The 8370-nt window shown below is 57.4% G+C and carries 12 protein-coding genes and 1 riboswitch; of the genes, 6 read left to right on the top strand and 6 right to left on the bottom strand.

All coding sequences use genetic code 11. From position 1 onward, the window contains the following. Positions 1-130: 130 nt before the first annotated feature. The 5 genes from ACEYDX_RS04600 to ACEYDX_RS04580 all read left to right on the top strand — a co-directional run bounded on the left by ACEYDX_RS04600 (position 131) and on the right by ACEYDX_RS04580 (position 2378). Complete coding sequence (locus tag ACEYDX_RS04600; protein ID WP_373740857.1) at positions 131-283, top strand: LemA family protein; 153 nt, start codon at positions 131-133, stop codon at positions 281-283. A gap of 67 nt (positions 284-350) precedes the next feature. After that, the gene (locus ACEYDX_RS04595) at positions 351-521 is read left to right on the top strand and encodes a hypothetical protein (protein ID WP_373740856.1); all 171 of its coding nucleotides are present in this window, start codon (positions 351-353) and stop codon (positions 519-521) included. A 61-nt stretch (positions 522-582) separates the two neighbouring features. Next, a complete protein-coding gene (locus ACEYDX_RS04590) occupies positions 583-906 on the top strand; it encodes a YnfA family protein (protein ID WP_373740855.1) in 324 nt (107 codons plus the stop codon). A gap of 96 nt (positions 907-1002) precedes the next feature. Further along, positions 1003-1869 carry a YgcG family protein gene (locus ACEYDX_RS04585; protein WP_373740854.1) on the top strand — a complete coding sequence of 289 codons (867 nt, stop codon included), beginning with the start codon at positions 1003-1005 and terminating at the stop codon, positions 1867-1869. Beyond that, a complete protein-coding gene (locus ACEYDX_RS04580) occupies positions 1869-2378 on the top strand; it encodes a TPM domain-containing protein (RefSeq protein WP_373740853.1) in 510 nt (169 codons plus the stop codon). Before ACEYDX_RS04585 ends, ACEYDX_RS04580 begins: the two co-directional genes overlap by 1 nt. 367 nt (positions 2379-2745) lie before the next feature. Here ACEYDX_RS04580 and ACEYDX_RS04575 read toward each other — a convergent pair whose 3' ends face one another. The 6 genes from ACEYDX_RS04575 to ACEYDX_RS04550 all read right to left on the bottom strand — a co-directional run bounded on the left by ACEYDX_RS04575 (position 2746) and on the right by ACEYDX_RS04550 (position 7051). Further along, entirely contained in the window at positions 2746-2952 is a 207-nt protein-coding gene (locus ACEYDX_RS04575) for a bacterioferritin-associated ferredoxin (protein WP_373740852.1), read from the bottom strand. Positions 2953-3155: 203 nt separating this feature from the next. Further along, positions 3156-3539: a glycine cleavage system protein GcvH gene (gcvH, locus tag ACEYDX_RS04570; protein ID WP_373740851.1), complete on the bottom strand. Its 384-nt coding sequence runs from the start codon at positions 3537-3539 to the stop codon at positions 3156-3158. Between the two features lie 45 nt (positions 3540-3584). Then, positions 3585-3710, bottom strand: a complete 126-nt coding sequence (locus ACEYDX_RS04565) for a hypothetical protein (protein ID WP_373740850.1) — start codon at positions 3708-3710, stop codon at positions 3585-3587. 297 nt (positions 3711-4007) lie between these two features. Beyond that, positions 4008-5105: a glycine cleavage system aminomethyltransferase GcvT gene (gcvT, locus tag ACEYDX_RS04560; protein ID WP_373740849.1), complete on the bottom strand. Its 1098-nt coding sequence runs from the start codon at positions 5103-5105 to the stop codon at positions 4008-4010. Between the two features lie 174 nt (positions 5106-5279). Continuing rightward, positions 5280-5374: riboswitch (glycine riboswitch) on the bottom strand. Further along, positions 5336-5572: a hypothetical protein gene (locus ACEYDX_RS04555; protein ID WP_373740848.1), complete on the bottom strand. Its 237-nt coding sequence runs from the start codon at positions 5570-5572 to the stop codon at positions 5336-5338. It overlaps the preceding riboswitch by 39 nt. A gap of 129 nt (positions 5573-5701) precedes the next feature. After that, positions 5702-7051, bottom strand: coding sequence for a DUF2868 domain-containing protein (locus ACEYDX_RS04550; protein WP_373740847.1), 1350 nt, complete (start codon positions 7049-7051; stop codon positions 5702-5704). A gap of 331 nt (positions 7052-7382) precedes the next feature. Between ACEYDX_RS04550 and ACEYDX_RS04545 the strand changes: the two genes are divergently transcribed. Further along, positions 7383-8339, top strand: coding sequence for a hypothetical protein (locus tag ACEYDX_RS04545; RefSeq protein WP_373740846.1), 957 nt, complete (start codon positions 7383-7385; stop codon positions 8337-8339). The last annotated feature ends 31 nt before the right edge of the window (positions 8340-8370 follow it).

Here is an 8370-nt window from a genome sequence, read left to right as displayed (position 1 = left end):
GTGGAGATGGCGATGCCGAATTCTTTTGCGGCTCTACGAATCGTCCATCCTTGACGGAGTTTTTTGAGCACGAGTTGTTTGAAGTCTTGTGAATAGGCCATGGTGGAATTGTATCGAATAATATGTTTATTTGCTATACATCAAAGCCGTGCAGACCTACAACACTACGGTCAGACAGTTTCCGCAAAACCTGACCGCCAAAGTTTTGGGCATGGAGCCGCGCCCGCAGTTTACGGTGGAAAACGAAAAAGCGGTTTCTACCGCGCCGAAAGTGGAGTTTTAAACGGCCTTAACGCCTGAGAATCCGTACAACCGCAGGCCGTCTGAAAAACTGTTCACGTGCAAACCGATTGACGCCAATCCCGTTTCAGACGGCCTTGCAGCCCGAAAATCCGTGCAGCCGCACAGGCCGTCTGAAAAACTGTTCCGCGTGCAAACGGCTAACGCCAATCCCGTTTCAGACGGCCTTGCAGCCCAAAAATCCGTGCGGCAACACAGGCCGTCTGAAAACCGCTACATAATGCAAAAGGTTTTCGGCAAAGCCGTTTCAGACGGCCTTGCTGTTCCACCCGCAATGATGCCATGTTCAAAACCTTACTGCTCTTTATGCTTACCGCCATTGCCGAAATCGTCGGCTGCTGGCTGCCTTATCTCTGGCTGAGGCAAAACGGTTCCGCATGGCTGCTTGTCCCGGCCGCCCTGTCGCTCACACTGTTCGCATGGCTGCTCACGCTGCATCCCGCCGCCAGCGGGCGCATCTACGCGGCCTACGGCGGCGTTTACATCGGTACCGCCCTGATGTGGCTGTGGGCGGTGGACGGTATCCGCCCGCAATGGACCGACTGGCTCGGCATCACCCTGTGCATCTGCGGCATGGTCGTGATTATGGCAGGCGGCAAACCCTGAAACAGCCTGCCTTTAAAAGCCCGGATTCCTGTTTTCACGGGACCGGCACATGAATACCGCCTTTGTGAACCACCCGACCGTTCCGAAAGGAAAACCATGATTTCAACCCTGCAACGTTTCGGCATGTTTTTGGCCATGCTGCTGACAAGCGCATGGCTGTTCGCCGCCGGACAAACCTCCGTTCCCAAGCTGACTGCTCCGGTAATGGACACCGCAGACATGATGCAGCCCGAAGCGCGCGACGCGCTCAATGCACACCTGCTGCAATACAGCCGCGAAAAAGGCAGTCAGATTGTGGTACTGACCGTTCCCAAAATCGAACCGGAAACGCCGTTCGAATACGCCGCCCGCGTGATGGAACAATGGAAAATCGGCCGCGCGGCACACAACGACGGCGTACTCCTGCTGCTGGTGCGCGACGAACGCAAAACCCATCTGGCCGTAGGCCGCGGTTTGGAAGGCGCGATTCCCGATGTATACGCCAAGCGGATTCTCGAAGACGTGCTGCGCCCCCATCTGCGAGAAGGCAATACCGACGAAGGCATCAAGCAGGCCGTCGCCCAAATCGAAAAACTGATTGCAGGCGAGCAACTGCCCGCAGTATCGGCCTCAGACAACCTTGACGGAGAAGATGACGGTATCGGCCACGGCATGTTGTTCGCGCCCTTCATTCTGTTTTTTATGTTTTTGAAACCATGGTTCGGCCGCATCATCGGCAGTCTGCTGGGCGGCGTCGTGATGTTTGCCTGCGCCAGTTCATTAGGTTTCGGCATCTTCGTCTCCCTTCTCATTACCCTTGCTACCGTAGCCGTTCTGTTTATGCTCGGCCATATCGCCTTCGTTTCCGGTGGCGGCGGCGGATGGAGCGGCGGTTCTGGCGGAAGCTGGGGTGGCGGTTCGGGTGGCGGATTCAGTGGCGGCGGCGGCAGTTTCGGCGGCGGCGGCGCATCAGGAGGATGGTAATGAAACAGAATAAATTCGAACGCTTGTTGCAGCACTTACTGCACCCGAAACTGCGCGTGCAGCGGTATTTCCCCACCGAAGAGCTGCAACGCATCAGCCGCAGCATCGGCCAATCGGAACAGTTTCACAGCGGTCAAATCCGCTTCGTGGTGGAATCTTCCATGCCCGCTACTGCCATTTTCAACGGCATTACCCCGCGCCAACGCGCATGGCAGTGGTTCGCCGAACTCGGCGTGTGGGACACCGAACACAACAGCGGCGTACTCATCTATATTTCCTTCGCCGACCATGCCGTTGAAATCGCCGCCGACCGCGGCATCGCCGCCAAAGTCCCGCAAACCGAATGGCAGCGCATCTGCGGCATCATCGAAGAAGCCTTCCGCCGCCAAGCCTACACTTCGGGCTTGGAACACGGCTTGCAGGAAACTGACCTGCTGCTGCGCCACCATGCCCGCGACGGCGTTTCAGACGGCCCGAACGAGCTGCCCGACGAGGTCGTGCTCCGCTAGCTAACCAACTGAACCAAATAGCAGATATGGCAGAGCGTTTACCGACCAAACCGTAAAACCTCATCCGATATCTGCATCATCCGCCGACAAATGCAAACACCGCATAAACCGAAAGGCCGTCTGAAACGTTTTCAGACGGCCTTTACATGACGAGAACCCGATAGCGCCCTGTCCCGCTTCAACCCAATTAGAAACAAACAGGAAAACAAACAAAAACCGCCCGAATCATCCGATTCGGGCGGTTTTCTCAAAAGTTGTATTTGAATGATGCGCCAATGGCATCTGATACCGTCATGCCTGCACAGCTCCGTTCAAACCAGCAAATCACACGGCACAATCTTCTGAAAATATTGCGTCAGACGGCCTGTCAGCCCTGCACATTGATTCCCGCCGTAACCATATTCTGTCCTTGGGCATTGTTTCCCGACAGATAAGACGATGCCAAATCCTTACAGCAGCCGCAGCAGGTACCCACACCCAACTGCGCCTGCAAATCGTTCATCGAACTCGCCCCTGCCGCCACGCTGTCTTGAATCTGACGTTCGGTAATGGCATTACAGATACATACGAACATGATTGCGCTCCTGTTTTCCCCCAATAATGGGGCTTGGTTTTATTCTTAAAGACGAATATAAATAAAAACAGTTTGCGTTGCAAGGGGACTATGGTTGTTATAGCCTGATTTTATTTCTATCGGTTTTTAAAACCCGTTTTATAAAATCAATATACAAAAAGGCCGTCTGAAAAACTTTTCAGACGGCCTTTTCCAAGCAGCAATCAACCGATTTCGGCAGCATATTGTTCAGCAGTCAAAAGGCCGTCCAAATCGGCAGGGTCAGCAGGCTTGATTTTGAAGAACCAGCCTTCGCCGTAAGGGTCGCTGTTGGCGGTTTCGGGGGCAGACGGCAAATCTTCGTTCACCGCCACAACCTCGCCCGCAATCGGCGCGTACACGTCGGACGCGGCTTTTACCGACTCCACGACACCGGCCTGCTCTTCGGCGGCCAGATTCGCGCCGACTTCAGGCAGTTCGACGAATACGATGTCGCCCAACAGCTCCTGCGCATGGTGGGTGATGCCCACGGTAACCGTACCGTCGGCTTCGGGACGCAGCCATTCGTGGCTGGCAACGTATTTCAGTTCGGCGGGGATATTGCTCATGTTGTGTTCTCCGTTAAAAATGGGGTGTTAAAGATGGGAAATGCTTTATTTCTCACACTGCTTGGTGGTTTCGTTATACCTGCCGCCCTTGTCTAGACAGGCATCTTTGGCGTCGCAGCCCGATAAAACAAGGGCAAACGAAGCAACGAGCACGAATACTGTTTTGCGCATAAATCTTCCTCTGAAGCGGCGGTTCGGTTTTTCAGACGGCTTGACAGAAATGACAGGACAAAACCTTTGGAACATTCCAAAATATTTAGGGAATCTCTAATCCGTCATTAGCTGCGCAAGTCCGCTGCGCTACCCCCGCGCAGGCGGGAATCCAGACCTATCATTTTCAGAAATATTTATAAATTACAGCAGGTTAAAATTCTGGATTCCCGCCTGCGCGAGAATGACGGGTATAGTCTCCCTGATTTATCTTGAGTTTGACAAAAATTCCAGGCCGTCTGAAAAACGGCGGAAACGTTAATCGAACTGCTTCTGCCCGTTGCGCACGAACGGCAGTTTCAACACGCGCACGTCGGCTTCTTTGCCGCGAATCAGCACTTTGGCCGTGCCGCCTTCAAAATCTTTCGGTACGCGGGCGATGGCGATGGACTGCTTCAAACTCGGCGAAAATACGCCGCTGGTGGTGATGCCGTTGCCTTTGTCGGTAACGACCTCCATGCCCGACCGCAGCACGCCGCCTTTTTCCAGCAGCAGGCCGACCTGTTTCACGGCCACGCCTTTTTCTTTCAGCGCAACGAGTGCGGTTTTGCCGACGAAGTCGCGGGCTTCGTCTTTCAAATCAACCGTCCAACCCATGCCTGCTTCGAGCGGGCTGGTGTCGTCGTCCATATCGTTGCCGTAAAGGTTCATGCCCGCTTCCATACGCAGGGTGTCGCGCGCACCGAGGCCGCAGGGCTGAACGCCGGCGGCTTGCAGGGCTTTGAAAAACGCACCGGCTTCGGCGGCGGGCAGAATCACTTCCACGCCGTCTTCGCCGGTATAACCCGTGCGCGCGACGAACCAGTCGTTGCCCAAATCCGCGCCCTGAAACGGTTTCAGGCCGTTGACGGTATCCGCCCATTCGGGCTTGACGGACAATAATTTTTCCACGGCTTTCGGGCCTTGCACGGCGAGCATACCCAAATCGTAACGCGGATTGAGCGCAATGCCGAATTCCGCGCCGATTTTGGCGAACTGGGCAGAGTCTTTTTCGCGGGTCGCGCCGTTGGAAACGATGCGGTACTGCGTTTCGGCTTCGTTGGTGCGGTAAACGATCAGGTCGTCGATGACGCCGCCGTGGTCGTTGAGCATGGCGGAATAGAGGGCTTTGCCGACGAATCCGAGTTTGGCCACGTCGTTAGCAAGCAGTTTTCGGAAAAAGGCTTTGGCGTTGTCGCCCGTTACGTCGGTAACGAGCATGTGGGATACGTCGAACATGCCCGCGTCGGTGCGCACGGCTTCGTGTTCAGTAATTTGCGAACCGTAGTGGACGGGCAGTTCCCAGCCGGCAAAATCAACGAGTTTCCCGCCGGCGTCTTGATGGGCTTGGTGGAAAGGGGTGGTTTTGAGGGTCATTGCGGTTCTCCATAGATTGAAGGCTGCGTTGCTTTTCACGCGGCCCTATCTGTCCTTGAACCTGAGATTTTCGGCCGCCGCAACAGGCCGTCTGAAAACGCCTGCCGCATCTGAAACGTTTTCAGACGGCCTTCTCCCCTTCGGTGGGCGCAGCCGCGCCGCTCTCCAGATTGATGTGTGTGAACAGTCCTTTTGCCTGAGCGATTTAAGGGTGTCTGCGCCTTCGGCGGCTACTGTAAGCGGATGTAGCTCTCTCCTGTACGGTTACGATTATGGCGGTTTCCGTGCATTTGGGCAAGACGGTAAATGCCGTCCGAACAAACTTCAAGACCGATGGCTCGACAAAACGGTTTTCCAACCGGACACGACGGAGCAGTTTCAATCATTCTGTGCGGCATCATCATGTCTTTCGCACCTTCCGACCGGCGGCGGAAATGAGCCGATTCGAAGCACACCCGAATCATCATGATAAATCCATTCCCCGTTCCGAACGGCCGTCTGAAAAGAACAGACTCTTTCCGTTTCTGCCGCGGATGAACCGGCTGCGTGAACAGTATCCATCTGACGGCAACGGACAGATTACGCACGACTCAATTTCAGACGGCCTGTTCCGCTGCCAACCGTTTTTCCTGACTGATTTTCGGCGGTTCGAGCCACGGGATATTGCGTTCGGCAAGGGCATTGCGCCATTGGGCCAGCGTTTCTTCAAGGCCGTCTGAAACGCTGCCCGCCAGCAGTTGCACGACGGCTCCGCCCTGCGCGCTTTCGGCCAGCGCAACAGTTTGCCGCAGGATGCCTCGGTCGGGAACGGCGGCGGCGCGCACGCCGATTAAGAGCTGGACGGGCTTCTGCCCGAGTTCGGCAGTCAGCGCGGCCACGCCGTCTCGCCCCGACACCAGCCCCTTATCGAGCCAGTCCTGTCCCAAAATGTGTTTGAACCAGCCCGCATCGGGCCACGGCGCATCCAGCATCACCGCCCATTTCGCCGCATCGTTGAGCGCAATTTTCGGTGAAACGGCGGCAACGGCTTCGCCTTGGGTGTCGGCATCGGTGATTTTCTGCTGCCAGCGGCTGATGATGTGCTGGTAGTAAGGTTTGTCGAGCGGCAGGCTGCGGCCTTTTCCGCGTGCCAGCACGGTGCAGGCCAGCCATGCCGCCGCACGCGGCACGATGCCGTAGCAAACGATGCTGCCGATGAGCAGGCCGCCCCATTGGCGGGCGAAGGCGGTGGCGTTCCCCATGCGGCTGCCGAGCACGGCGGCTTCGTCGGGCACGGGAAAACCGAGCAGCGCGGGCAGCATGCCGAGCAGTCGGACGGCGTTGACGAAAGTGCCGTCTGAAAGCAGCGTGCTTTCCCAGTTGAACGTGTATTGCCGCACGGAAAGCAGCAGCACGACGGCGGCCAGCATCCCGAAAAGCGTGGCAAGCCACAGGCGGTGGGTGGTTTTGCCGACCAGCCAGCGCGTGTGCGGCTGCTGCCACTCTTCGGTATAGAGCCGCAAAACGGCCCGGTTGACCGGATCGCGGCCGCGAATCCATGTGGCGGGGTTGGTAAAAAAACCGCCGCCTTTACCGCGCAGCAACACCACGGATGCCAGCCACAGCAGCAGCATCAAGGTATGCACACCGAGCACGCCTGCCAGCACGAAAAAGAAATTCAGCCCCTGCTGGCGCATCAGCGCGGCGGTGGCCGAAAATCCGCCGACGGCCCAAAATGCGGTGGCCGCCAACAGCAGCCATGCGGCGGTCTGCCGAACCCGCAGCAGCGTGTTTTTCAGACGGCCGTCGCTGTCTATCATGGCGGCGCGGTGCAGCAGCCGTTCTTCCATGCCGCCTTCGGCATGGCGCAGCGCATCGGTGAGCGGTTCGGGGTCGGCGGCGAAAATATGGCCTTTTTCCTGCAAAAGGCGCACGAGTTCGGCAAGTTGTCGGGACAGGTCGGGCATCGGGATAAAGGCCGTCTGAAAAAATCACGACGGATTTTAACACAGCGGTTTACGGGATTGCGCGGCAGGTTCGGCACGGCGGCAACGCTTTCAGACGGCCTTCGGCTGCGCTTGCGGCAAGAACGGAAAACACCGCTGCCGCCGTGCCGGAACAACAGCCGCAATCCGCATCTGCGGCCATGGTGCAAACCGTTACCCTGCAAACGGCACACGGCGTCGGAAAAGCGCAATCCGCTTGAACACGGCTTTTTTTTCCTGCATCCGGCCTGTTATCCCGCACCAAATCGGAGTATCCTTATCGGATAAACCAACCCTCTTCGACGAGACGCCCATGAAAACCCACATCCTGCCTGCGGCCCTGCTGCTTGCCGTCCTGCCCGCCTTCGCCGATACGCCGTCTGAAAACGGCGGCACATGGGCCGATGCCCGTCGCGACGGTATCAAAAACACCCTCGACCGCTGGGCGCACCACATGGACGACTGGTTCGGCGAACCCGACCCCGACCGTCCCGCCAGCGCCAACCTGCGCGTCATGCTCGACAACCGCTGGAACAAACACGACGGCTACAGCCTCGAACCGCGCGTGCGCGGCCGCGTCAAACTGCCCGTCTTACAGCGCAAGCTCAACGTCGTCTTCGGCGACGATTCGATTGACGACGAATTGTCGCAGGACGCGCAGCTCTACCGTCCCGAATACGTGCCCGCCGACAAAACCTTCGACGGCAGCCGCACCCGCGAGAACAACTCGTCCATCGCCCTGCGCTGGTCCGACCGCATCGAAGAAGCCGCGGGCATCCAAACCGATGCCGACATCGGCATCCGCAGCGGCGACGATCTCTACACCCGCGTCAAAATCGCCAAAAACTGGCAGCTTTCCGATACCGCGTCCACCCGCGTCGAACAAATCTACCGCTACGGCCTCGACAGCAAACACTATGTGCGCACCAACTGGGAAGTCCGCCGCGGCGAAGCGGGCAAACCCTTTCTCGCCAACGATTTCCACGTCCAATACGCCCGCAAAGACAGCGACGACTGGTCGTGGGGCGACAGCGCCTACCGCCAACACGACTTTTCCGGCCACAAACGCCTCAACTACGGCCTGCACGCAGGCGGAAAAATCGAAAACAGAAAAGCGTCGCTCAACAGCTACGGCCCGTTTGCAAGCTGGCGGCAGCCCGTCTGGCGCGATTGGCTGTTCGCCCAAGCCGAAGTCAACTATCTGAACGACAAAGAAAAAAACCGCAGCCACCACATCGGCACGCTGGTGCGTATGGAAGCCCTGTTTTGATCCTGCCGCACGCCGAAACGGCAAAGGCCGT

Source organism: Neisseria sp. (assembly GCF_041804105.1).
Lineage (GTDB): Bacteria > Pseudomonadota > Gammaproteobacteria > Burkholderiales > Neisseriaceae > Neisseria.
Note: the sequence above shows the minus strand (reverse complement) of the source record. Positions and strands in the feature narration are given on the sequence as shown.